Genomic DNA, 23,024 nt, shown 5'->3' with positions numbered 1-23,024 from the left:
GCTTCGACAAGCTCAGCATGACGGGCATCTTACTTAGCAATTCACTATAATGTCTTTCTTCTCCCGCCTGTTTCTGCTGCTAGTGCTGGCTGCTACCGGCTCCCGGGCCGTGGCCCAAAGCGTGGCCTTTACAAAGGACAATTTCTCGGATAACAAAGAAGGGCTGCGCGAAGCCATGCGCGAGCTGAAGGACGGCGAAACCGAATACGGCGCCGACCCCGCCCGCTACGCCCAAGCCCTGCCACACTACCTGGCGGCCCAGCAGTTCAACCCCAACAACGCGGGCCTGAACGTGAAAATCGGCGACTGCTACCTGCACTCGACCAGCAAAACCGCCGCCCTGCCCTACCTGCAAAAAGCCGCCAAGCTCGACGCCACCGCCGATGCCCGCACCCACTACCTGCTGGCCCGCGCCCTGCACCTGAACGCCAAATGGCGCGAAGCCATTGCCGAATACCAGCTGGCTCACCCCGTGGGCGGCAACACCCGCAACGGCAGCGCCGAAGCCCTGACCGCAAACGACTTGCAGCGCTACATCCAGCAGTGCCGCAACGGCCAGCAGCTGATGGCCCGCCCCACCCGCGTGTTCATCGACAACGCCGGGCCCGAGCTCAACTCCTCGGATTCGGACTACGGGCCGGTAGTATCGGCCGACGAATCGACGATTCTCATCACTTCGCGCCGGGCCGGCTCCACCGGCGGCAAAGCCGACCCCGAGGGCAACGGCTACTTCGAAGACATTTACCAGGCCAACTGGCAGGGCAAAAAATGGAGCCGCGCCACCAACCTTGGCGCCCCCGTGAATACCGGCGACCACAACGCCACCGTGGGCCTCGCGCCCGACGGCCAGCGCATGCTCGTGTACGTGGGCACCAACGGCGGCGATTTGCTGGAAGCCAACCTCGGGGGCAGCGCCTGGGGCAAGCCCAAGCAGCTGGGCTCGCGCATCAACTCGCGCAGCCACGAAACGTCGGCCAGCTACTCGCCCGATGGCCGGTTTCTGTACTTCGTGAGCGACCGCGCCGAGGGCGGGCTCGGCGGGTCCGACATCTATAAAGTGGAATTGGAAAGCCGCAACGCGCCGGTGAACCTGGGCTCGGCCATCAACACGGCATACGGCGAAGAGGGCGTATTTATGGCCCCCGATGGCAAGACCATGTACTTCTCGTCGGAAGGCCACAACTCCATGGGCGGCTACGACATTTTCAAATCAGTGTTTGAAAACGGCAAGTGGAGCACGCCTGAAAACCTGGGCTGGCCCATCAACACGCCCGACGACGACGTGTTTTTCGTGACCTCGGCCTCGGGCCGGCACGGCTACTACTCCAGCGACCGGCCCGGTGGGCTCGGGGCCAAAGACATTTACCGCATCACCTTTCTGGGGCCCGAAAAGCAGCCCGTGCTCAGCGAGGAAGACCAGCTGCTGGCCTCCCGCCTCGCCCCCATGAAGCAAACCGTGCTGGCGCCCGCCGTGGCGGTGGCCACGGCCCAGGTCACCATCCTCAAAGGCACCGTGACCGACGACGCGACCAAGCAGCCGCTCGAAGCCAGCATCGACCTCATCGACAACACCAATGGCCAGACAATCGCCAACTTCCGCAGCAACTCCACCTCGGGCCGCTACCTGGTGAGCCTGCCCTCGGGCACCAACTACGGCATCGTGGTGCGGCAAGACGGCTACCTGTTTCACTCCGAAAACTTCGACCTGCCCGCTGGCGCGGCCTACGCCGAAGTGGTGAAAGACATCCCGCTGAAGCGCCTGGAAGTGGGCACCACCATTGTGCTGCGCAACATTTTCTTCGATACCGGCAAGGCCGCCCTGCGCCCCGAAAGCACTGCCGAGCTGGAGCGCCTGCAGAAGCTGCTCACCGACACCCCGGCCCTCAAGCTGGAAATGTCGGGCCACACCGACGACGTGGGTGAAGCCGCCAAAAACCAGGACCTCAGCCAGCGCCGCGCTCAGGCCGTGGTCGCTTACCTAACCCAGCACGGCATTGCCGCCGCGCGCCTCACGGCCGCTGGCTACGGCGAAACCCGACCCGTAGCGCCCAACACCAGCAAGGCCAGCCGCCAGCTCAACCGTCGCACCGAGTTTAAGGTGACGGCCAAGTAGTACCGTGGACGCTCGAAACCCCACAAGCCGCGCCGTAGCCGCGCGGGCAATGGCCCAATTTTACGATGCCGAGGCATGGCGTTCTACCTTGTAGCGTCAAACAACCGGCCCGCCCGACCGGGTGGCTCATACTGCTTGAAACAACTGCTCCATTTTAGGTACGCCCGGCGAGTGGGCTTGCTGGTGCTGGGCCTGCTGCTGGGATTCCTGCGGCCGGCCAGCGCACAGCAGGCCTTTCTGCGCCAGTTTGGGCCGGCCGATGGCTTGCGCGCGCCCTTCGTGTATGCGCTGCTGCAGGACCGGCAGGGCTACCTCTGGCTGGGCACCGCCGACGGCTTGGTGCGCTACGACGGCACCCGGTTTGTCACTTTCGGCAAAAAGGACGGGTTGGCCGAGAACTTTGTGGTGGCGCTGCGTGAAGTCCCGGCCAGCGGCGAGCTTTGGGTAGGCCATTACTTGGGCGGCGTTTCGGTCCGGAACGCGCCGGGAGCGCCGTTTGAAGCTTCCAACCGGGCGGCGGCGCCCGCGGGCCTGCTCCTCCAGAGCCACGGCCCGCCGCCGGTGGATACGGCCGCAATCGGGCACTACCTGCGCCGCTACCGCCTGCACCTGCCCCGCGGTGTGGTGCCCATTTGCCTGCTCGAAGACCGGGAAGGCAATACGTGGCTGGGCACGGCCGGCCAGGGCTTGTGGCGCCACGCCGACCGGTACCTGCGCCGCTACCCTACCCCGGCGGGCAGTTCCCCGCCGCTGGCCTTGTGCTCCGGGCCGCAGGGCGCGCTGCTGCTGGGCACCGCCGCCGGCCTGCAAACCGCCACCCCCACCGGCAAGCTGGGCAAACAGCTCAGCAGCCTGGCCATGCCGGTGCGGGTGCTGTTGCCGCTGCCCGGCTCAAGTCGGAGCTACTGGGCCGGCACCGCCGGCGACGGCCTCTGGCATTACGCCCCGCCCCGCGCCCCGCGCCGGGTAGCCGGCCTGCCCACCACGCTCGACGTTACGGCCCTCACGTATTCGCCCCGTACCGGCCTGTGGGTGGGCACCGCGGCCGACGGCCTGTACCTGCTACCGGCCGACTCGGCCCAGCCGGTGCGCCATTTCACCACTGCCCAAGGGCTGCTCAAAAACAACATTTACGCCCTGCTCGCCGACCGCTCGGGCCGCGTGTGGGTGGGCACGCACGGCACCGACCTGGCAGCGTACAACCCCAACACCCACCGCTTCATCCGCCACCAGCTCAACTCCAGTGGCGTGTCCATCAGCAGCTTTGCCGAGGATGGCCTGGGCCGCGTGTGGGTGGGCACCGAGGGCCAGGGGCTGTACTGCCTCACGGGCAGCACCTGGCGCCGCTTCGCCGCCGACCACAGCCTTTCCACCAATTACGTGTACGGCCTGCTGGCCCTGCCCGCCCTCACCCGCCCCACCGATGCCGGCAACTGGCTGCTGCTCTCGCACCTGCAGGGGCTCACGCTGTTTGATGCGAGCACGGGCCGCTTCACGCCCCTGGCCGCGGCCAGCGACACGCTGGTGCGCGACAGCCGGGGCCCGCTCGCCCTGGCCGCGGCCGGTGGGCCCCCGGCGGCGTGGGCGGCCACCCGCGGCGGCCTCGTGCGGCTCGACCTGCGCGAAGCCCTCGCCCGGGCCCAGGAGCTGCCCCCCAAGCTGCTGCTGACAGCCGCCGAAGTAGACGGCGAACCCCAGCCCATAGCCGAGCTCGGCGAGCTATCTGCCACCAAGCACCGGCTGAGCTTTGGCTTTGAAGGCCTGAGTTTGGCGGCCGGCGCCGAGCCTCTGGAATACCAATACCGCCTGCTGGGCCTGTCCGATGCCTGGAGCCGGCCCAGCACCTCGCCCGAAGCCCAGTTTCCGGGCCTCGATGCCGGGCGCTACACGCTGGAGGTGCGCACACGGCGGGGCCCCACTGGGCAATGGAGTGCCGTATCCACGGCCTCGTTCCGCATTGCCACGCCGTTTTGGCGCACGTGGTGGTTTGCGGCGCTGGTTTTGGTGGGTGCTGTCGGCACGGTGTTTGGCGTGGTGCGGGCCCGCGAACGCGCCTTGCGGCACACCCAGCAGGTGCTGGAACGCACCGTAGAAGAGCGCACCGCCGAGCTGCGGCAGCAGAAAGCCCAGATAGAAACCATCAACGCCGACCTGTTGGTGGCCCGCGATGCCGCCGAAGCCTCCCGGCAGGCCAAAGCCCAGTTTCTGGCCAACATGAGCCACGAAATTCGCACCCCGATGAATGCCGTGGTGGGCCTGACTAACCTGCTGCACGCCACCCAGCCTACGCCCGAGCAGGCGGAATACCTCACGGCCATCGAGTCGTCGTCGCAAAACCTGCTGGTTATTATCAACGACATCCTCGACAGCTCCAAGATGGAAGCCGGCAAGCTCTCGCTGGAGCAGGTGCCGTTCCGGCTGCCCGAGGCGGTGCGGCGGCTGGGCGCCATGTTCAAGTTTGCCACCGAGAGCAAAGGCCTGTTTCTCATTATAGACGTGGCACCGGATGTGCCTGCGGCTGTGCTCGGCGACCCGGTGCGGCTCAACCAGATACTGGTGAACCTGGTGGGCAACGCCATCAAGTTCACCCGCCAGGGCGGCGTCACGGTGACAGTGCAGGCAGTACCCCTGCCCAGCTCCCCGAGCGACTTAGCCGCCCCTGAACCACTCAGTCAGGCCCGGCTCGCGGGCCTTCGCTTTGCGGTGCGCGATACCGGCATTGGCATTCCGGCCGATAAGCTGGGAGCCATTTTCGAAGACTTTTCTCAAGCCAATGCGTCTACCACCCGCGAGTTTGGCGGCACGGGCCTGGGCCTGAGCATCGCGCGCAACCTCGTGCAGCTTCACGGCGGCCAGCTGAGCGTGACCAGCGAAGAGGGCAAGGGCTCGGAGTTTTTCTTTGAGCTAGTTTATGAAACGGCCGATGCCAGCGCCGCCCAGCCCGAGGTGAACCGGGGCGTGCTGGCGCCCTTCGAGCCCGCGTTGCGCGTGCTGGTAGCCGAAGACAATGCCCTCAACCAGCTAGTGGCGCGCAAAACCCTCGAAGCCTGGAACGTACAAGTCGTCATCGCCGAAAACGGCCGCTTGGCCGTGGAAGCTGCTAGTAAGGCCACGCCGCCGTTCGACGCCGTGCTCATGGACGTGCAGATGCCCGAAATGGATGGCTACGAAGCCTCCCGCCAGCTACGCCGGCGCTTTCCCGATGCTACCCGCCTGCCCATCATCGGCCTCACCGCCTCGGTGCTGCCCGAAGACCGGGTGCTGGCCCTGGCCGCGGGCATGAACGACACCCTGGCCAAGCCCTTTGAGCCGGCGGTGCTCTACGCCCGGCTGGCGCATTTCACCGGCCGCACACCCGGCACTTCTGCCCCGACGTCGGCGGGCACCGAAGCGGCCCGTCCCTCCGCCCCCCCGCATTTCAGCTCCATTCGGCCCGACTGGCAGCTGCTGGAAGAGCTGGCCGGCGGCAACGAAGACTTTCTGCGCCAGATAGTGCGCACGTTCCTCACCGAAGCGCCCGCGCTGGAAGCCCTGCTGGCGGACGCCTGCCCCCACGACCCCACCACCCTGGCCAGCACGGCCCACAAGCTGAAAGGCCAAGTGGCCTACTTTGGGGTATCGGGGCTGCACATGCAGCTCGACGAGTTGGAACGCGCTGCCCGGCAACCCGGTTGCCCTTGCGGCGAGCTGCTGCTGGCAACCATCCGCCAGCAGCTCGCCGAGTTATATCCGCAACTGGAGGCCAGGGCGTAGAAGGACCTAGTGGCGAGTTTATAACTTACTTTCGTTGGGATATTCGGTTTTCAATACTTCATTATGTCCGCTGCTGCTGCTTCTGCTCCTCTGCGCTGTTTAGTCGTCGACGACGACCCGCTCTCGGTGCAGGTAGTGCTGAACTGCATTGCCAACACGCCGTTTCTGACCGCCGTCGGGAGCTATACCAACCCCATAGAGGCGGCCGAAGCCCTGCGCACCGCGCCCGTCGACCTGCTGTTTCTGGACGTGGAAATGCCCCTGATGTCCGGCATTGACCTCTTGCGGACGCTGCAGAACCCGCCCATGGTGGTGCTCATCACCAGCAGCAAGGAATACGCCGTGGAGGCCTTCGAGCAAGCCGTGCTTGACTACCTGGTGAAGCCCCTGAGCTACCCGCGCTTTTTGCAGGCCGCCCAAAAGGCCCGCGACAAGGCCCAGCGCCAGCCCAATGCCGCACCTGTGCCCGCGCCCGAGGCCGAAGCCATCGAAACACCAGGGCTCAATGCCAACTTCACCTTTATCAAGGTCGACAACAAGCTGGTGCGCGTCGCTTTCGACGACGTGCACTACGTCGAGGCCCTCGGCGACTACGTGCACATTGTCACGGGCCAGAGCAAGCTCATCGTGTACAGCACCATGAAAGCGGTGGAAGAAAAATTCCCCAGCAACCGGTTTGTGCGCATCCACCGCTCCTTCATCGTCAACATCAACCGCATTCAGGTGCTGGAAGACAACGCCATGATTGTGGAAGGCAAGCACATTCCAGTGGGCCAGACGTACCTGCGCGAAGTCCTGCAACGGCTCAATAAGTTCTAACGCCGCAGGTTCAGGTTCGTACGGCCCCGGGTTATTGAGCCACCGGCTCGTTTGCCACGGGTGCTCCTTCCCGCAGCAGGCCCAGTACCAGCTCCCATAGGTGCTCGTAGGGAATAATCTCGACTTCGGCGAAGGCATTGCCGGGCGGCGGGGTTTCGCGCAGCTGTTGCAGCATGGCCGTGCCCCGCTCCGCGGCTTGCGGCGCGTTGAAGTTCTTTTCCACAATCAGCTGCAGCAGCCGCAAAAACAGCCGGCTACGCAGGGTGGTGGGCTCGTACAAGTGCCGCTGCTGATACTTGCGCAGCCGCTCCAGCCGCAGCAGCACCGCCTCCAGGTTGCGCTCCCGCAAAAAGTGCAGCAGCTGCAGCACCAGAATGGCCACGTTGTGGCCGCGCTTGTCGCGGCTGTATTCCGGCAGCTGGAGCGCCCATTGGGCCATTTGCCGCTGCCGGGCCGTGGTGCGCGGTGGCGGCAGCACAAATTCGATATACGCCTTGTATAAATCCCACCGCTGCAGCGCCGCCTCTCGCTGAATCAGATACGCCGGGTTTTTTATTATCACGCTCAGCAGCAGCTGGGCGCGCTCGTATTGTTGCGCATGCAGGGCGAGCAACACGTGCTGCTCCTGGAAATAAAACCAGTTACTGGACGAAGGATGAAAATCGCGGGCATAATCCTCAGCCAATCGCAACCCCTGGGTGGGCTGCCGGCTACGCAAGTAGGCGTAGATGCTCATAAAATGGTTGAAGCGGATGTCAAAGCGGCGCGCGTTGAGCTTGCCATCCCGCAGGCGCCGCGATGCTGCGGCCGTTACCCGAATGATTTCCTGGTAGTTTCCTTGCAGCTCTTCGTAAGCTACCCGTAGCCGGTACCATACATTATAGGTAGTAAAGCTGCGGGCCCGGCGATGCAAGGCCTCTAGCTGCGCCATGCGGTCGGGCATCAGGGACAGTACCGCGCGGCGAGCCGCTACGGTGCCATTCAGCGCCATTTGTGTTTCGGAATATAGCTGCTCGGCTTCGTCTTCCCATGCCAAGAGTTGCTGCGCCCGCAGCAGCACTTTTGACAGCTGCTTGAACGCAATGCGCTGCTGCTGTTCGGCGTACAGGTTCCGCAGCATCCGGGCACTTTGCACCATATATTGCGTAAACTCACCCTTTTCTGCTTCTTTAAGGCAGCGCTGTAGCAACCGTTCGGAGAGTTTGTACTCCCGTTCGGCGTACAGAATACTTACCTTATGCAGCAAATCCAAGCATTCCAACTCATACCGGCGCGACACCAAAAGTCGGGTGTCCGAATGGTCGAGGAAGTAAAGCTGGTTGAGCAGTTTATTTCTTACCCGGCCTTGTAGCTTTTGAAGGGCGCGTACGTTAGCCGCGGTTGCCTTGCCATACAATGACTTTACGACTTGCAACTGGGTGGTCTCCGGCGTTTTGGCTAAGGCAGCTACAAGTTGATTTTCTTTATTCCCCTGTCGGCTTCGCAGATCTAGTACTGGCAATGTCGCCAAGCTACGCGATGTCACAATTCGCACCAAATTTGCGATTTCATTCATAAAGAAGATGTGCTACAGATGCGCTTTTAGGTTTTTATGAGAAATGCACCTTGAAAAACGATGTCTTAAAACTGGGCATTCTTTCCTTTTTTACGGCACATCGCCTCCCAACCTTTGTATTGTGAAAACCTACGGCAGGTTTTGCGGTTTGATGTCACAAATTGACTCTTTTTTCTTAGACATCAATCCTTACAGGACCATTAATTACACAAAATGGATGTTTAAAATATATTTTATCAATTAAGTTATATCTATTATAAACATAATTTTAGTCATATTCGAGCAAAGAGTTTCCTTTTCCGCCGCAAGTGAGCACCCCAACTTTGTGTCATTCAAACATCTAATACACTCTCTAAGCACCTATCGCCGTGTTGAATCTCCTTGCCATCGCCCTGTTTCAATTCGCTAGCTTCGCTTCCAGTGCTCCTGCTTCACAGCCCCAATCCACGACGGCAACGCCTGCCATTAGCGCACTTGGTGGCGTAGGTGGCTGGGGCGGCGACATCGCCGCACTGGGCGGTGTAGGCGGCTGGGGCGGTGACATTGCCGCACTTGGTGGAGTGGGCGGTTGGGGCGGCGATATTGCCTCCTTGGGTGGTGTTGGTGGCTGGGGTGGCGATATGGCCTCCCTCGGCGGAGTAGGCGGCTGGGGTGGCGACATCGCCGCTTAGAAACACCTGAGGTTTCGTGCCTATCTTGGCACCCATGGTAGCGTGGCTATGATGCATAGGTGTACCGTGTGAAGCACAATTTACCGCTTGGAATCCTCCTTTATTGCGCAACAATACTGCTGTTAAGCAGTTGCGGCGCCCCCCACGGCAAATCAGAGGCAATCCGAATTCAGTGGGCCCAAGACCCCGAGACATTAGACCCAATGCTGCAGCCTAATCAGGCCGCCATTGACGCAAATAATTTGCTGCATGTCTGCCTGCTTCAGGCTGACATTGCCACCCGCAAGTACGGCCCGGCTTTAGCCACGTCCCTGCCCGCGGTAGAGCTGGTGGGCGACTCCCTTTCCAAGCTTGCTTACGACATCCGGCCTACCGCCGCCTGGGACAATGGGCGGCCCGTAACCGCCCGCGATGTGGAGTTCACGCTAAAGCTGATGTTCTGCCCGGGCCTACCCAACGAGGTGGCCAGGAACCGGTATCGTTTTATCCGGGCGGTGCTTACCGACCCCAAGGCTCCGCAGCACTTTACGCTGGTGTGCCGGGGGCAGGCGCTTGAGTACGTGGAAGCGTCGGGCGACTTCTTCATCCTGCCAGAAGCCGCGCTCGACCCCCGCGGCCACCTCCGCTGCTTCTCGCTGGCTGACTTGCAAAAGCGGGCCGCCACCGCTCCCCCCGATTCGGCGCTGCAGGCCCTGGCCCAACGCTACCAGGCGGCAGGAGCAGGCCGGCACCCCGGCCAGGTGCCGGGCTGCGGCCCCTACCAACTGGTAAAGTGGGAAAAAGACCGGTACCTCACCTTTCGCCGTAAGCCGCAGTGGTGGGCCGACCGCCTGCGGCCCGTCCCGGTTGTGCTGCAGGCGCGGCCAAAGGAGTTGGATTACGTCATCATCCCCGATGCGGCCACCGCGACGCTCGCGCTGCGGCGCGGCGACATCGACGTGTATCCGCAGATACCGGCCCGCGAATTTGCCCGGCTGCGCGCATCTCCGACCGCGGCGGCCCTGAATTTTTATTCCACTACCTCTTACGATGTGGTGATAGCCGGCTTTAACACCCGCCGCGCCCACCTGAGCGATGCGCGAACCCGCCGGGCCCTAAGCCGTTTTTTTGATGCCGCCGGCCTGTTGAAAGCCACGCAGCTGGGAGCGGGGCAGCGCACGGCGGGCGTCATCAGCCCCATTGAAAAAGAGAACTACAACGACAGCCTGGCCCTTACCCCTTTCGACCCTGCTGGCGCCACCGCCTTGCTGCGCCAGGCGGGTTGGCAGCGCGGCCCCGCGCCAGGCACCGGCTGGACCCGAAAGTCCGCCAACGGCAAGCCCCAGCAGCTGCGCCTCGCGATGCGATACCGTGCCGAGGGGTCGTTGTTTTCCACCGTCGCGCTGCAGTTTCAGGCGGCGGCGGCGGGGTTCGACATCCCGGTCACGCTGCAGCCCACCGAGTCGGGCGCGTTTAGCTCGTCTCTGAAAGCGGGCGACTTTGACGTGTACGTGGGGGTACGGAAGGGCAACCCCTTCATGTTCAACTTCACGCCGGTGTTCCACTCCCTGGGCATTGACGCGGGCAACACGACGGGCTTTAGCAGCCCCGCCAGCGACCAGCTCATCGAAGCCATTGCCGCGGCCGATAGCAAAGCGCACCGTACCCAGCTCCTGCGCCGCTTCCAGGCCCTGCTGCAGCAGGAAGCGCCCATCGTCCCGCTGTTTTTTCTGCCCAACCGGATTGTGGCCAGTCGGCAGCTGAGCAACTTGCACGTGGGCAGCCTCAAGCCCGGCTTTATGGCCACCACCATCGAGCGCGCTCCACAGCCATCAGCGGTTCCCTAGCCCATGAGCCGGTTGGTAATCTGGCGCTTGGCCCGGGCTGGGCTGGCCATATGGGCCCTGGCATCGGTGGTGTTTCTGTTGAGCCACCGCGATGCTGGCGCGGCCGTGCAAGGCGCATTGCCCGATGCATCGGACATGCAAACCGACCGCACGCCCACGACGCCTACCGAACGGCTGGCAACCCAAGCCGCAGTGCGCGAACGGCTTGGCCTCAAGCTGCCGCTCTTTTATATAAGCCAGAGCTCTAGTCAACAAGAGCCGACGTGGCAGTGGAACGGCTTGCATAACCAGTACCATCGGTGGGCCAGCGGGCTGCTCCACGGCGATTTAGGCACTTCGTACCGTACTGGCCAGCCCGTCGCCAGCCGGTTGCGGGCTGCCTTATCTTTCACGTTGCCGCTCACGGGCACGGCAGCCGTGCTGGCCATCCTGGCAGCGTTGGCGCTAGCCCAACGCTTGGCGGCCGGCCCTTGGTGGCAGCGCCCCGTGCGCACGCTGCTGGTGACGGTGCATGCTCTGCCCCTGTTTGTGGTGGCATTGGTATTGCTGCTGGCCTTTGCCAATCCGGATGCGTTTGCCTGGTTTCCAGCGTATGGCCTCGACCAACCCGCAGACGTCGACTCGGGCACGTGGGGCCAAATCGCCACCTACCTGATGCACATGGCGCTGCCAGTTGCGGCCCTCACCCTCACGGCCGTACCGGAGCTAACGCTGCAGCTCGACGCCGCCCTCACGCAGGAACTGCGCGCCGACTATGCCACCACGGCCCGCGCCAAAGGTCTGGGCGAGCGCGCCGTAATCCGGCGCCACACCCTGCGCAATGCCCTGCTCCCCACCCTTACGCAAATTGCCGAGCTTCTCCCCGCGCTGGTTGCCGGGGCGGTGGTGGTGGAAGTGGTGTTCGCGCTGCCCGGCATGGGCCGCCTGCTGGCCGAAGCCGCTGCTGCCCGCGACTACCCCGTACTCGTGGGCGGAATCCTGCTCACGGGTGCGGCCCGCCTGCTAGCCTTGCTCCTCGCCGACCTTCTCTATTTCTGGGCCGACCCTCGCATCCGTTGGCAATCCTAGCTCCCTCCTCTGCTTCCTGGTCGCAAAAGCTGGCCATGCTGTGGCTAAGCCTGGTAGGGCTCACGGCGCTGCTGGCTGCCACCTTGCCCCTGCCTTACGCTCCCGGGGTACCCGACTTGGCCCATGTGGCCGAGCCTCCATTTGGGGCAGGCGCCCACTGGCTAGGCACCGACACCTTGGGACGCGACGTATTGAGCATGCTCGTATTCGGCGCTCGCACCGCCGTGCTGCTCACCTTGCCGGCTGCCCTATTATCAACGCTGCTAGGAGCCCTGGCAGGCGGCGCGGCAGGTTTTTGGGGGAATAAAGCACGGCTGGCCGTACCCTACTGGTTGCTGGCCGCCGCTGGCGGATGGTGGGTGCTGCGCCTACCCGGCGCTGGGGTTGGGCTAGCAGTAGCGGCTGTTGGCCTGGGCTGGCTACTGGCGGCGTGGCAGCGCAAGCGGGAGCTGGCCTCCTGGCCGGTCCCGGTCAACTCAGTGGTAATGGGGGCGGCCACCACCCTCGACACCATACCGCGGCTGGTGCTGGTGGTGGCCATGGCCGCCGGAACCGGCGTGTCGGTGCCAGGCCTGTTGGTTCTCCTCACCCTTACGTCGTGGCCGCAGGCGGCCCGATTGGTGCGTGCCCAGATGCTGCGCGTGCGCACGCTGCCCTTCGTAGAAGCAGCCCAAGCCGTTGGCGCGCCCCCCTACAAAGTCTGGCTGCACCATGCGTTGCCGCATGCATTACAGCCGCTGCGAACGGCCCTGCCGCTCAGTATAGCGGGCTTATTGGGCCTGGAAAGCACCTTGTCTTTTTTGGGCATTGGCCTGCCGCCGGATGTAGCCAGTTGGGGCCGGCTCATGGCCACCGTACGGAGCGAACCCGGCGCCTGGTGGACCTTTCTTTTTCCTAGTATGTGCTTAATAATTAGCATGATAAGTCTCATCTCAATAAGCCGATATCGGTCGTCATCCGCTTCATCCTAGTATTTGCCTCTATTGCTACAAGTGCCTGTTTTCTACGAATTGGCATTCCGGAACCAAAGCATTCCCAATGTCGCAAATGGATACTTTTTTAGGAAATCCAGCCCCACAGTTGAGTCAAATTTCAAACCCATTAAATATTTGTATTTCAGAATTATAATACCTAAAAAATAAAAATCAAGTAAACTACAGTTAAGATTTTTTCGGATAAATAGTTGTGCTTTTTCACTAGACCCCGGCAAATACCCATGTCTCATTGCTAGCGCTAGTGTCCTTTTTTTGGTTTAAAGGAGCCTGTAACATTGTATTGCCTTATGGACGGTTCACGTTATCGATAAGGTATTACTATCCTCCCTCCTCTACCCAATTTTTATGCATCTACTTATCTACCCCACATTAGGTACTTCCAGGCGCGCCAAAGTGGCAAACCGCACGAGCCGCCCCATTTCTGTTGGCATCGATTTTGTAACTCCGGACGGCACGGTGGTGCCCCGCGCCCAGGGCGAGGCGGCGCTGGCAGGCCGCACCGCCGTGCTGGTCGGCGGGCTCCTGGTAGGAGTGTGGCCCCAGTCTTGATTCCGCGTCTCCTTACTTCTACTTCCTGTTTTCCTCAATTTTCCAGCCCACGCTTACCCTGCCCTATTTGGCATAACAAGCTACTCTATTTCTACCCACACTCTGTTCTTACTGCTCACCGGCTACCCCAGTTGAGCTTAAACCCGCCGTCTACCCCGGCGGGTTTTTTTTATGCTGCCCGTTCGCTTTGGGCGCCAACCACCGCAATTCCTTCGGCAAAGGTGTGCGGCCGGAAGTCAAATTCGCGGCGAATTTTATCGATAATGAACCCGGTACGAGCAGGGCGACGGGCCGGCTGCGAAAACGTACTGGCATCGACCTTTTCCATTAGGCTTTTGTCGAGGCCAAAATACTCGGCTACCCGCAGGGCCATGGCATACGGAGTGAGCAGTTCGTCGCTGCTGATGTGGTAGATGCCCTGGGCCGAATGCCGGGCCAGCAGCCAGCAGCCCTGGGCCAGGTCTTCGGCCAGCGTGGGCGTGCGCCACTGGTCGGCCACTACTTTGATGGCCTTGCCGGCCCGTAGGGAATCCCGCACCCAGGTTACGATGTTGGTGCGGCCGTATTCGTGGGCCACGCCGTACACCAGCACCGTGCGGGCAATGGCCCAGCGGCCGGGGCTGGCCTGCACCAACAGTTCGGCCGCCAGCTTGCTTTCGCCATAGAAGTTGACCGGCGCAGGTTGGGCCTCCTCGGATAACGGCCCCGCTTCGCCGCTGAAAATAAAATCGGTACTCAGGTGGGTGAGGTGAATGTCCCGCTCGGCGCAGGCATCCACCAGGTTTTCGACGGCCGTCACGTTCTGCAGCCAGCAGGCGTCGCGGTTCAGCTCGCACTCGTCCACATTGGTCATGGCCGCGGTGTGAATGAGGTGGGTGGGCCGCTCCTGGGCCAGCACTTGCCGCACTTGCCCGGCCTCGGTTACGTCAAGGGGCACAAAGTGCAAGTCGGGGTAGAGGCTCGCCAGTTTGTTGGCACCACGCGAAGTAGCCACCAGCTCCACCCCGGCCTGCTGGCGCAGCAGGGCCACCAGCTTTTGGCCCAGTAAGCCGTTAGAACCGGTTATGAGGACTTTCATATTCAGCAAATCAGGCCCCTAAGGCGGTGAATGGGCTAAGCTGCTTACAGGTAGGTATAGCCGTAGAGCTTGGCGATTTTCTTCCGCTTCAGTTTCTCCACTTTCATGGTCATCTTGATGTCGGCGGTGGGCCGGTTGCGGCCGTCGCGGGGCATTTTGGCAATTTTGTCGATGACGTCCAATCCCTGGATGGTCTGGCCAAAAACGGTATACTGGCCGTCGAGAAAATGGGTGCCCTCGTGGTTTTCCACCAAATAAAACTGCGATATGCTGCTGGCGCGCTGCGGGTTGGCGAAGTCGCCCTGGCGGGCAGCAGCCAAGGCACCGTAGTTGTGCTGGTGGCCTGCTACAAACTCAGCGGGTACCGTGCCTTCGTTGGCTTGGCCCAGGCCGTCATTGCTTGGGTCGGCGTCCTTGGAGTTGGCATCGCCGCCCTGAATCATAAAGTCGGGGATGACGCGGTGGAAGGTGGTGCCGTTGTAGAAGCCGCTTTTTGCTTTTTGCAGAAAATTGGCCTTGTGCAGCGGGGTATCCTCAAACAGAATAACGCGGATAATGCCCTGCGAAGTGCTGATGGTGACCACCTCGTCCTTACTGCTTTTTTTGGGGTGCTTACCGGGCTTATCGGCGGCGAAAGCAGGGCTGGCCACCCAGAGCAGCGCCAGCAGCGCCCATGCCAGGCAATAGATGTTGTGTTTCATAGAGAACAAAGAAAGGAAACGGGGAGAACTACCGAAAATTATAGCGCCTATCCCCGGTGCTCGCGGATGCTGGCCAGAATTTCGCGGCCGCCCCGGGCCAGCACCGCATCGGCTACCGATACGCCCAGCGCGCGGGCATCGGCTACGTCGGCCCACTGAATTTCCTCCACGTATTCCTCGCCATCGAGGCTGATGAGGCCGCCGTGCAGGCGCACCGCGCCGTTGCCTTCCAGCGTGGCCAGCGCAAAAGAGGGGATGCTGCACCCGCCTTCCATGGTATGCAGGAAGGCACGCTCGGCCGCCAGGCACGTATGGGTGGCCGGGTGGTCGAGGGCGGCTTTGAGTTGGGCTTTCAGGTCTTGAGCTAGCCCGGCCAGGCACTCGATGGCGATGCTGCCCTGGCCCGTAGCGGGCACAAACTGGGAGGTGGGCAGGGTGTGGCGCACCAGATGGTCGTAGCCCATGCGGTGCACGCCGGCGTAGGCCAGCACCAGCCCATCGTACTGGCCTTCTTCCAGCTTGCGGATGCGGGTTTGGAGGTTGCCGCGGGCCTCGGCCGTGGTGGCGCCGGGGTAAAACCGGCGCAGCTGGGCTTTGCGGCGGGTGCTGCTCGTGCCCAGCACGATGCCGGACTTATTGAGCTCAAAATGCTCGTTAAAGCTCAATACCACGTCGTTTACCTGCTCGCGCTCCAGGAAAGCCAGCAGCTCCAGGTCGGGCGGAATGCTGCTTTGCACGTCTTTGGCCGAGTGCACGGCCAAGTGGGTTTCGCCCCGGCGGAGGCTTTCTTCCAACTCTTCGGTAAAGACTCCTTTCGAACCAATTTTGGCCAATGAGCGGTCCTGCACGGCGTCGCCGGTGGTTTGCATGGGCACGATTTCGGTGGCGAACCCGGCATTATGGAGCAGGTTGGCCACGTGTTCGGCCTGCCAGAGGGCGAGGCGGCTGCCGCGGGTAGCGAGGCGAATGGGACTGGTCATTTAACAGTTATCGTTTAACATTTAACCCCCAACGGCCCTAGCCTTGGGCCAAGCGCAGCTGACCGCCCAGCCGAAGCGAGCTGTCGACGAACACCATGCGGGGATTGGCGTTGCGCTCGATGTGGTAGTGGGCGTCGGTGAGCTCCTTGGCCAGCAAATCGGCGTTGCGCGGCGTCACAAACTTGGCGAAGCCGATGACAAACTGCTGCTCGCCCCCGGCTAGATGCGGTACGAACTTGGGGTCGATGCCGAACAGCAAAACCTTGCGCACCAGGCCCAAGGAGTAGGCCAGCAGCTCCTTTTGGTTTTCACGGCCCAGCTTCTGAAACTCTTCGCTTTTCTTCAGAATGTCCCCGGCTTTGCTGCCAAAGTTGAAGCACAGCCGCATCCAGTCGCGGAAAAACTCGAAATAGTCGTGGTCGGCGTTGGTGTCGCGGCTGGCCAAAGCGGCGCCCAGGCTGCCATTGGCCAGTTGGGCTACCTGGCGGGCCTTGGCCTCGGGCACGTGGTGGCGCTCCTGGAGAAAGGTGGTGATGTCGTCTTCCGAAAACGGGCGCACCACCACCGGCTGCACCCGGCTGATGATAGTGGGCAGCAGCTGCTCGGGGGCGTGGCTCACCAGCAGGAAGATGGTGGCGGGCGGTGGCTCTTCCAGCAGCTTGAGCACGGCGTTGGCCGCGGCGGGGTGCATCAGCTCGGGCAGCCACAGAATGACGATTTTGAAACGGGCCTCAAAAGCCTTCAGCCTCACCAGCTTCAGGATTTGCACGGCTTCGTCCTTGGAGATGTTGCCCTGCTTGTTTTCGGCCCCGATGTGCTGCATCCAGTCGTTGAGGCCCTGGTAGGGGTTGTCGAGCACGAAGGAGCGCCACTCGGCCATAAACTTGTTGCTCACCGCGTCCTTGGTCACCGTTTTGGTGGTGGTCACGGGCACAATGAAGTTCAGGTCGGGGTGGGCCAGCTTGGCCGTTTTGGTGCAGGCCGGGCAGTGGCCACAGCTGTCCTCGGCATCAGCAGCGCGCGCTTCGCAGTTCAAATACTGCGCGTAGGCTAGGGCCAGGGCCAGCGCCGCGCCGCCCTCGCTACCCCGAAAAAGCTGGGCATGCGCCACGTGCTGCCGCTGCACCGACTGGCGCAGCAGCTGTTTCACAGCAATTTGGTTGGGGATTTCGGCGAAGGTCATGGAATCGTTATTGGCGAATTAACGCAACAAGACAAAATCAGCTCCAATCGAAAGGATGCAGGCCAAAAATGTGAAGCCTATAGCACCGAAAACTTTTGTTTGCCAGTCCATTTCCTTTCGCAGCAACCGAAGCAACAGCAATACCGCGATACCAGTCACCGCAAGCTTCAATAAGCCCGAAATCCAGGAATTAACAAATCCTACTACTACCATCATAGACAGGAAGAAGCAGCAGAAGCCAATCAAGAGTTTACTCATTGCTATTTAGCCTTTTCCCAAACCCTATCCGCTTCCGTCGCTTCAAAAACCACCTTCATAATATCCTGCTCAACTTTGGTGTAGGGCAGCGCGCGGCGGGCCATCACCCGTTCGGCTACTTCGTCCACCTTGGGCAGTTTGAAGGTCTCGAACCCGGCCGCGCCGCCCCAGCTGAAGCTCGGGATAAACGTGCGCGGGAAGCCCGCCCCAAAAATATTGGCGCCCACGCCCACCACTGTGCCGGTGTTGAACATGGTGTTGATGCCGCACTTGCTGTGGTCGCCCATCATCAGGCCGCAGAAGGTCTGGCCGGTGTCCACGAAGCGGTGGGCCTTGTGGCTCCATATTTTAACGGAAGCGTAGTTGTTCTTGAGGTTGCTGGTGTTGGTATCGGCCCCGAGGTTGCACCATTCGCCGATAACGGAGTTGCCCAGGTAGCCGTCGTGGCCTTTGTTGGCGTAGCCCAACAGAATGCTGTTGCCCACTTCGCCGCCCACTTTGGAGTACGGGCCGACGGTGTTGTCGCCGCGCATTTTGGCGCCGGCGTTGATGTGCGCGCCTTCGCACAAAGCCAGCGGGCCTTTGATGATGGCACCTTCGTGCACCTGTGAGTTTTTGCCTAGGTAAATGGGGCCATCCTCGGCGTTGAGAATCGCAGCGCGGATTTTCACACCTTCCTCGATGAAGATGTTTTCGGCCCCGTACACGATGGTGTGCGGGTCGGAGATGGGTTGCGACGTGCGGCCCTGGGTGAGGAGGGCAAAGTCGCGGCGGATTTCGGCGCCGTTGAAAAGAAACAAATGCCAGGGCCGGGTCACCACCGTCACCGGCTCGGCTACCTGGCGGGATTCGGGCGGACCGTCCTGGATTAGCTCGGCCACGAGCGAGGCGTCGGCCACGTGGGCGGCCACCAGGCGCTCGTCGCAGTACAGGGCCTGGCCGGGGTGCAAAGCCTGCACCTGGCGGACGAGCAGGTCGTCGGGGCACACGGCGCCGTTTATGATGAGGGCTGGCCCGCTTACGTCGCCAGCCGGAAACTTCTCCTGCAAATAAGGCTGCGTGAGGTAGCCCACCGCCGCCACGCCCAGCCGGTACTGCCATTTTTCGGCCAGCGTCAGAATGCCGCAGCGCAGCGCCGCCACGGGGCGCGTGAAGGTGAACGGCAGCAAGTGCGGCCGGATGGCCGGGTCGTCGAAAAGCAGAACGTGCATCTAGTTAATTGTCAGGTGGTAGTTGGCAGTGGTTAGCTTAGGCACCCAAGTTGGTGAAGGCAGCCCCGATTACAAAGTTCGGGTATCGTAAAAAGAAAAGCTCCCGGCAGCTGGGCTACCGGGAGCTTTCGGTTGGCAGGCCATCAGCCTAACAACTGATAACGAGCAACTGACAACTCAAAAAGCTATTCTTTGTTGGCGCTGTTCTGCTCTTTCTTGGCGTAGCGGCTGCGGAATTTCTCCACACGGCCGGCCGTGTCAATGAACATGTTCTTGCCGGTGTAGAAAGGATGCGAGGCGCTGCTCACTTCGATTTTCACCAGCGGATACGTTTTGCCGTCTTCCATCGTGATGGTGTCGGTCGGCTTCATCGTGGAGCGAGTGATGAACTTAAAATCCGAGGAAGTGTCCTGAAACACGACTTCCTGATACTCGGGGTGGGTCTCTTTTTTCATATCGGGGGCCAGTTTTACCAGTTGAACCCTGCCGATTTTGCGGAAGGGACTGCAAAAGTACAGCTTAGCTCCTAAATACCCAACTCTGGCCTCAATATTTTACGGGGGATAAGCGCTGCCAGTGGGTGTTGATGAGCTTGTTGGCGTTCCGATATGCGTGTACATTTGAATCCGTCCCTATTTGGGGCCGGGCTGTCGCGCGTGCTGAAATCCCCCCTCATCCGCCGTCTGTTTCGTCGTTTCGGCCCCGCCGCCTTGCTGCTGGTGCTCTGGAATGCAAGCCTAGTTGTGGCCACTTCCCTCACGCTTTTTACGGCGGGCTACGACGGCCCCAATGTGCGCCTAGACTGGCAAGTAAACTCAGAAACCAACGTCACCGGCTTTGAGATTTCCCGCAAAGCCGCCACCGAAACCAGCTACACGGCCGTGAGCAGCCTCAGGCCCACCGGCCAGCGCCGCTACCAGCTCCTCGACACCAACCCGCTCCGGACCACGGCGGGTAGCACCGGTGCCGCAGCCGGCGGCCCGCTCACGTATCGGCTCACGGTGCGCAGCACCAGCGGCGACCAAAGCTACCTCACCGTGCTGGCGGGCACCCCCAGTGCCATGCAGCGTTCCTGGGGCACCATAAAGTCGATGTTCCGGTAAGTGGGGCCTCAGTAGTTAATTGAACGAACAATGGACGTCATGCTGAGCTTGTCGAAGCATCTCTACCGGGCAGCTAAATAGATTTAGTATTGCAGTTGAGATGCTTCGACAAGCTCCGCATGACGCTCTTACTATACCCTCACCTATGCCAGCTCCCACCCAGCTCTGCTTTGCATCGAACAACGCGCACAAGCTCGACGAAATCCGCCCGCTACTGCCCCCGGGCCTCAAGCTGCTGAGTTTGGCCGACATCGGCTGCCACGAAGAGCTGCCCGAAACCCAGGACACCCTGGAAGGCAATGCCCGCCAAAAAGCAGAATACGTGCGCCAGCACTACGGCGTGGCCTGCTTTGCCGACGATACCGGCCTGGAAGTAACCGCCCTCAACGGGGAGCCGGGCGTGTACTCGGCCCGCTACGCCGGCCCCCAGCGGCGGGCCGAAGACAACGTGGCCAAGCTGCTGCAAGAGCTGGCCGGCGTGCCTGACCGCTCGGCCCGTTTCCGTACGGTAGTGGCCCTGGCCGGCGCCGACGGCTCTATGCACGAGTTTGCGGGCGAAGTGGCGGGCTATATTTCGGAAGACCTGCGGGGCACGGGCGGCTTCGGCTACGACCCCGTGTTTGTGCCGGTGGAGGGCAACGGGCGCACCTTCGCCGAAATGAGCGGCGCCGAGAAGAACCTCATCAGCCACCGGGCGCGGGCCGTGGCCGGGCTGGTCAAGTTTCTAAATGAGGGGTGAGGAAGCCCGGGCACTTGGGCCCGTTTCAATTCTTCAGCCCTCATTCTTCATTCCTCATTGAGCGAAGCGTTACCTTTGCCTGCTATGCACACCCCTTATCTTATTGGCATCACCGGCGGCAGCGCCTCTGGCAAAACCACGTTTCTGCGGCGGCTACTGGCGGCTTTTCCCGAAGACCAGATTTGCCTCATCTCGCAGGATAATTATTATCATCCCCGCGAAAAGCAAATGCGCGACGACCAGGGGGTGGAAAACTTTGACTTGCCCGCCAGCATCGATGCCGCGGCTTATGCCGCCGACGTGCTGCGCATCAGCCAGGGCCACGAAGTACGGCGGACGGAATACACCTTTAATAACGCGGCCGCCACGCCAAAGGAACTGGTGTTCCGGCCCGCCCCCATTGTGGTGGTAGAAGGCATCTTCGTGTTTCACTTCGAAGAAATCGCGAAGCTGCTGGACCTCAAAGTGTACATCGATGCCCAGGAACACGTGAAGCTGCACCGCCGCATTATCCGCGACCGTGACGAGCGGGGCTATGACCTGGCCGATGTGCTTTACCGCTACACCCACCACGTAGCCCCCACCTACGAGCAGTTTATTGCGCCCTACAAGCACTACGCCGATATCGTAATTCCGAACAACCGCCACTTTGAGAAAGGCCTGGAAGTGCTGGTCGGCTTTCTGCAAACCAAGGTGGTTAAAGAAGTCTAAGCAATAAGCAAGCATCCTCTCAGGGCAATTGACTTTACTTATGAACAGCACACACGCTTCACACAGGGGTGAGCGTATAATTTTTTAACCTATCCATACTGTATAAGCAAAACAATATTATCTTGGACCTATAAAAGCTAGCCGGGTAGCGCCGTAGTGCCAAGCGCGGCACCCGGGCTTTGCTGAGATAATCATTTTTGCTTTGGATATGAGCAGTACGCTCTCACAAGTCACTCCCCGAAAAGCGGTTTTGGCCGCGTTGGGTTTAGTTATGCTGATGGGCTGCGACAAAAACAGCCAGGTCGGCATTCTGCAACACCCGGCCCACAACAAGAATCTGAGGGGAGACATCACCCCGGACACTTCCTACGGGCCCATGTTTGAGGCGACCACCACGTCGCTAAGCGACACCACTTACCTTATAATTACGAAGGCCGAGCGGGGCAGCATCTTCAGGGTGCACACGGGGCCGCTGCCGCCCGCCGACCACGCCGTGTGCTTTTCCAGCACCAACAATTCCATGTTCCGGGAATGCGTAGACGAGTACTACCAAAACGCCGGCGCCGTAGCCATTCAAGCCAACGCAACCGGCTGGTGGGCCACGCCGCTTTAGCTCAACTTGGGCCGGCTGTGGCTCAACGGAGCATTTGCTTGTTCTTCCGATAAGCAGTCGACGCCCTTTCTTTGGTACCTCATGTGAAGGAGCCGGGCCATTGTAGTCCCGGCTTATGGCTTATGGGCCCAATCTCCAATGTATAGCAAAGCAGAAGTAACCCAGCTACGCCAGGCTTTCTGGACGGCCTTTGGGCAGTACATGGCTCCGGTGCCGTCGGCCGAAGGCGATTCGACCAACTGGATAAACTACAAGACGGGCATCAAGCACGTGTACTTCCGGATGCAGGCCGACAACCGGCGCGCCACCATCGCCATTGAGCTGACGCATCCGGACGCGGGCATCCGGGAGCTCTTTTATGAGCAGTTTGTTGAGCTAAAGGCTTTGCTTCACGAAGCCTTGGGCGAGGAATGGAGCTGGGAAGCGGAAGCCACTGACGCCGTGGGCCTACCCTACAGCCGCATTTATATTGAATTGCGCCCCGCCAACCTGTTTAATCGGGAAGACTGGCCCGCGCTTATTTCTTTTTTTAAGCCCCGGATTATGGCGCTCGATGCGTTCTGGGCCGACGCGCAATACACCTTCGAAGCCCTGAAATAGCGCCCTGACAGCTATGTGAAGCGGCTTTATAGTGCTGCTTGCCAACATCCCCGCCAAAATATTACCTTTGCAGTCCCCGTTTATACCCATGCTGGCTCTGCTCACACGTTTTTGGTTTTCGCTGCGCTTTGCACTGCTCGCCGCTACGGTGCTGCTGGTGCTGGGCCTGAACCAGCGCGCCGTGAGCGTACTGCGCCTGCCGGTGGGCAAGGGGGAAACCCGTTTCGCCCCGCCCAAAGCAACGGTGGTAAAACAGAAGGTATTGCTGGAAGCCACCGCAACACTGGAGCACTTTGTGGCGCCGCCCGTGGTGGCTTGGCTGCCGGCGGCGGTGCCCTCGCTGTGGCTGCCCGCTCTGCGGCGGGCGCTGGCGGTGCCGCGCCTCCATGCCGGCGTGCGGGCCGGCGAGTTTTTTCGGGCGCGGCTGCTGGCCGTGGCCTTGTCGCCGCAAGCCCCTTAGCAAGTGTTGAATTTTGAGGGTTGAGGGTTGAATGCGTT

Annotated in this window: 22 protein-coding genes; 14 read left to right on the top strand and 8 right to left on the bottom strand. The window is 61.3% G+C overall.

All coding sequences use genetic code 11. The annotated features are described in order from the left end of the window. Window positions 1-49 precede the first annotated feature (49 nt). The 3 genes from AUC43_RS06680 to AUC43_RS06670 all read left to right on the top strand — a co-directional run bounded on the left by AUC43_RS06680 (window position 50) and on the right by AUC43_RS06670 (window position 6,685). Window positions 50-2,113: an OmpA family protein gene (locus AUC43_RS06680; RefSeq protein WP_068191251.1), complete on the top strand. Its 2,064-nt coding sequence runs from the start codon at window positions 50-52 to the stop codon at window positions 2,111-2,113. Between the two features lie 135 nt (window positions 2,114-2,248). Further along, a complete protein-coding gene (locus tag AUC43_RS06675; RefSeq protein ID WP_199243503.1) occupies window positions 2,249-5,866 on the top strand; it encodes a hybrid sensor histidine kinase/response regulator in 3,618 nt (1,205 codons plus the stop codon). Between the two features lie 63 nt (window positions 5,867-5,929). Continuing rightward, entirely contained in the window at window positions 5,930-6,685 is a 756-nt protein-coding gene (locus AUC43_RS06670) for a LytR/AlgR family response regulator transcription factor (RefSeq protein WP_068191249.1), read from the top strand. A gap of 31 nt (window positions 6,686-6,716) precedes the next feature. On the opposite strand, the gene AUC43_RS06665 is transcribed toward AUC43_RS06670, so the two are convergent. Beyond that, complete coding sequence (locus AUC43_RS06665) at window positions 6,717-7,823, bottom strand: hypothetical protein (RefSeq protein ID WP_157780968.1); 1,107 nt, start codon at window positions 7,821-7,823, stop codon at window positions 6,717-6,719. Window positions 7,824-8,608: 785 nt separating this feature from the next. On the opposite strand from AUC43_RS06665, the gene AUC43_RS20855 reads away from it, so the two are divergent. From AUC43_RS20855 to AUC43_RS20850, 5 genes are all read left to right on the top strand, one after another. Next, window positions 8,609-8,911 (top strand): hypothetical protein, encoded by a 303-nt coding sequence (locus tag AUC43_RS20855; RefSeq protein WP_157780967.1) that lies wholly within the window; start codon window positions 8,609-8,611, stop codon window positions 8,909-8,911. A 203-nt stretch (window positions 8,912-9,114) separates the two neighbouring features. Further along, window positions 9,115-10,737, top strand: a complete 1,623-nt coding sequence (locus tag AUC43_RS06655) for an ABC transporter substrate-binding protein (RefSeq protein WP_068191245.1) — start codon at window positions 9,115-9,117, stop codon at window positions 10,735-10,737. Between the two features lie 3 nt (window positions 10,738-10,740). Next, window positions 10,741-11,805 (top strand): ABC transporter permease, encoded by a 1,065-nt coding sequence (locus AUC43_RS06650; protein WP_068191243.1) that lies wholly within the window; start codon window positions 10,741-10,743, stop codon window positions 11,803-11,805. Next, window positions 11,793-12,776, top strand: coding sequence for an ABC transporter permease (locus tag AUC43_RS06645; protein ID WP_157780966.1), 984 nt, complete (start codon window positions 11,793-11,795; stop codon window positions 12,774-12,776). The genes AUC43_RS06650 and AUC43_RS06645 overlap by 13 nt, the downstream gene beginning before the upstream one ends. A 369-nt stretch (window positions 12,777-13,145) precedes the next feature. Then, entirely contained in the window at window positions 13,146-13,349 is a 204-nt protein-coding gene (locus AUC43_RS20850) for a hypothetical protein (protein WP_157780965.1), read from the top strand. Window positions 13,350-13,518: 169 nt separating this feature from the next. On the opposite strand, the gene AUC43_RS06640 is transcribed toward AUC43_RS20850, so the two are convergent. From AUC43_RS06640 to AUC43_RS06610, 7 genes are all read right to left on the bottom strand, one after another. Next, window positions 13,519-14,427, bottom strand: coding sequence for an SDR family oxidoreductase (locus tag AUC43_RS06640; protein ID WP_068198318.1), 909 nt, complete (start codon window positions 14,425-14,427; stop codon window positions 13,519-13,521). A gap of 44 nt (window positions 14,428-14,471) precedes the next feature. After that, window positions 14,472-15,128, bottom strand: coding sequence for a peptidylprolyl isomerase (locus AUC43_RS06635; RefSeq protein ID WP_068191239.1), 657 nt, complete (start codon window positions 15,126-15,128; stop codon window positions 14,472-14,474). Between the two features lie 47 nt (window positions 15,129-15,175). After that, window positions 15,176-16,108 (bottom strand): hydroxymethylbilane synthase, encoded by a 933-nt coding sequence (gene hemC / locus AUC43_RS06630; protein ID WP_068191237.1) that lies wholly within the window; start codon window positions 16,106-16,108, stop codon window positions 15,176-15,178. A gap of 37 nt (window positions 16,109-16,145) precedes the next feature. Beyond that, window positions 16,146-17,291 carry a DNA polymerase III subunit gene (locus tag AUC43_RS06625; protein WP_068191235.1) on the bottom strand — a complete coding sequence of 382 codons (1,146 nt, stop codon included), beginning with the start codon at window positions 17,289-17,291 and terminating at the stop codon, window positions 16,146-16,148. 18 nt (window positions 17,292-17,309) lie between these two features. Then, on the bottom strand, window positions 17,310-17,507 hold the full coding sequence (locus AUC43_RS06620; RefSeq protein ID WP_157780964.1) for a hypothetical protein: 198 nt from the start codon (window positions 17,505-17,507) through the stop codon (window positions 17,310-17,312). 44 nt (window positions 17,508-17,551) lie between these two features. Beyond that, entirely contained in the window at window positions 17,552-18,760 is a 1,209-nt protein-coding gene (locus AUC43_RS06615) for a GlmU family protein (protein WP_068191232.1), read from the bottom strand. A gap of 185 nt (window positions 18,761-18,945) precedes the next feature. After that, complete coding sequence (locus tag AUC43_RS06610) at window positions 18,946-19,215, bottom strand: type B 50S ribosomal protein L31 (RefSeq protein ID WP_068191230.1); 270 nt, start codon at window positions 19,213-19,215, stop codon at window positions 18,946-18,948. Window positions 19,216-19,380: 165 nt separating this feature from the next. Between AUC43_RS06610 and AUC43_RS06605 the strand changes: the two genes are divergently transcribed. From AUC43_RS06605 to AUC43_RS06580, 6 genes are all read left to right on the top strand, one after another. Next, the gene (locus AUC43_RS06605; RefSeq protein ID WP_157780963.1) at window positions 19,381-19,863 is read left to right on the top strand and encodes a hypothetical protein; all 483 of its coding nucleotides are present in this window, start codon (window positions 19,381-19,383) and stop codon (window positions 19,861-19,863) included. 145 nt (window positions 19,864-20,008) lie between these two features. Beyond that, a complete protein-coding gene (rdgB, locus tag AUC43_RS06600; RefSeq protein ID WP_068191226.1) occupies window positions 20,009-20,602 on the top strand; it encodes an RdgB/HAM1 family non-canonical purine NTP pyrophosphatase in 594 nt (197 codons plus the stop codon). 84 nt (window positions 20,603-20,686) lie between these two features. Then, a complete protein-coding gene (locus AUC43_RS06595) occupies window positions 20,687-21,313 on the top strand; it encodes a uridine kinase family protein (protein ID WP_068191225.1) in 627 nt (208 codons plus the stop codon). A 271-nt stretch (window positions 21,314-21,584) separates the two neighbouring features. After that, window positions 21,585-21,926, top strand: a complete 342-nt coding sequence (locus AUC43_RS06590; RefSeq protein WP_068191223.1) for a hypothetical protein — start codon at window positions 21,585-21,587, stop codon at window positions 21,924-21,926. A 138-nt stretch (window positions 21,927-22,064) separates the two neighbouring features. Further along, entirely contained in the window at window positions 22,065-22,526 is a 462-nt protein-coding gene (locus AUC43_RS06585) for a DUF4268 domain-containing protein (RefSeq protein WP_068191221.1), read from the top strand. Window positions 22,527-22,614: 88 nt separating this feature from the next. Further along, window positions 22,615-22,986: a hypothetical protein gene (locus AUC43_RS06580; protein ID WP_068191219.1), complete on the top strand. Its 372-nt coding sequence runs from the start codon at window positions 22,615-22,617 to the stop codon at window positions 22,984-22,986. Window positions 22,987-23,024: the final 38 nt, after the last annotated feature.

The organism is Hymenobacter sedentarius (genome assembly GCF_001507645.1).
In the GTDB taxonomy this organism is placed as follows: Bacteria; Bacteroidota; Bacteroidia; order Cytophagales; family Hymenobacteraceae; genus Hymenobacter; species Hymenobacter sedentarius.
The sequence above is the reverse complement of the archived record's forward strand: the minus strand, read 5'-3'. Positions and strand labels throughout refer to the sequence as shown.

Coding starts and splice junctions, on each gene's coding strand:
- AUC43_RS06680 (WP_068191251.1), top strand. CDS start 50: ATGTCTTTCTTCTCCCGCCTGTTTCTGCTGCTAGTGCTGGCTGCTACC.
- AUC43_RS06670 (WP_068191249.1), top strand. CDS start 5,930: ATGTCCGCTGCTGCTGCTTCTGCTCCTCTGCGCTGTTTAGTCGTCGAC.
- AUC43_RS06665 (WP_157780968.1), bottom strand. CDS start 7,823: ATGGTGCAAAGTGCCCGGATGCTGCGGAACCTGTACGCCGAACAGCAG.
- AUC43_RS06655 (WP_068191245.1), top strand. CDS start 9,115: ATGCTGCAGCCTAATCAGGCCGCCATTGACGCAAATAATTTGCTGCAT.
- AUC43_RS06650 (WP_068191243.1), top strand. CDS start 10,741: ATGAGCCGGTTGGTAATCTGGCGCTTGGCCCGGGCTGGGCTGGCCATA.
- AUC43_RS20850 (WP_157780965.1), top strand. CDS start 13,146: ATGCATCTACTTATCTACCCCACATTAGGTACTTCCAGGCGCGCCAAA.
- AUC43_RS06640 (WP_068198318.1), bottom strand. CDS start 14,427: ATGAAAGTCCTCATAACCGGTTCTAACGGCTTACTGGGCCAAAAGCTG.
- AUC43_RS06635 (WP_068191239.1), bottom strand. CDS start 15,128: ATGAAACACAACATCTATTGCCTGGCATGGGCGCTGCTGGCGCTGCTC.
- hemC (WP_068191237.1), bottom strand. CDS start 16,108: ATGACCAGTCCCATTCGCCTCGCTACCCGCGGCAGCCGCCTCGCCCTC.
- AUC43_RS06625 (WP_068191235.1), bottom strand. CDS start 17,291: ATGACCTTCGCCGAAATCCCCAACCAAATTGCTGTGAAACAGCTGCTG.
- AUC43_RS06620 (WP_157780964.1), bottom strand. CDS start 17,507: ATGATGGTAGTAGTAGGATTTGTTAATTCCTGGATTTCGGGCTTATTG.
- AUC43_RS06615 (WP_068191232.1), bottom strand. CDS start 18,760: ATGCACGTTCTGCTTTTCGACGACCCGGCCATCCGGCCGCACTTGCTG.
- AUC43_RS06610 (WP_068191230.1), bottom strand. CDS start 19,215: ATGAAAAAAGAGACCCACCCCGAGTATCAGGAAGTCGTGTTTCAGGAC.
- rdgB (WP_068191226.1), top strand. CDS start 20,009: ATGCCAGCTCCCACCCAGCTCTGCTTTGCATCGAACAACGCGCACAAG.
- AUC43_RS06595 (WP_068191225.1), top strand. CDS start 20,687: ATGCACACCCCTTATCTTATTGGCATCACCGGCGGCAGCGCCTCTGGC.
- AUC43_RS06590 (WP_068191223.1), top strand. CDS start 21,585: ATGCTGATGGGCTGCGACAAAAACAGCCAGGTCGGCATTCTGCAACAC.
- AUC43_RS06585 (WP_068191221.1), top strand. CDS start 22,065: ATGTATAGCAAAGCAGAAGTAACCCAGCTACGCCAGGCTTTCTGGACG.
- AUC43_RS06580 (WP_068191219.1), top strand. CDS start 22,615: ATGCTGGCTCTGCTCACACGTTTTTGGTTTTCGCTGCGCTTTGCACTG.